Origin of the sequence: Priestia sp. SIMBA_032, assembly GCF_046535215.1 — a bacterium.
Classification (GTDB): Bacteria; Bacillota; Bacilli; order Bacillales; family Bacillaceae_H; genus Priestia; species Priestia aryabhattai.
This window is the reverse complement of the sequence record NZ_JAWRXD010001229.1, coordinates 1-250: the sequence shown is the minus strand read 5'-3', so window position 1 is coordinate 250 and position 250 is coordinate 1. Positions and strand designations below refer to the sequence as shown.

At 64.8% G+C, this 250-nt stretch carries 1 pseudogene; it reads left to right on the top strand.

Annotated features, from left to right (window positions below):
• Positions 1-250, top strand: a pseudogene (locus SB717_RS38245) (hypothetical protein); the annotation flags it as partial.

Below are 250 nucleotides of genomic sequence, written 5' to 3'. Positions count from 1 at the left end.
CTCGAACGACGCATACGAGTTCGGTGACGTGCGCGCCTCGGAGGGCATCGACCCGACGTGGGACGCGGGCGTGATCGTCAAGCGCGTCTCCGTCGGCGACCGCGTCTGGTACGACAAGGACAAGAACGGCAAGCAGGAAAACGACGACAAGGGCCAACCCCTGCTGATCGCCGAACAGCGCACAGTACAGACTGGCGAGCGCCGAGACGGTGTGGTTGTGGTCAGCAAAGGCCTGCAGGCCGGGGAACAG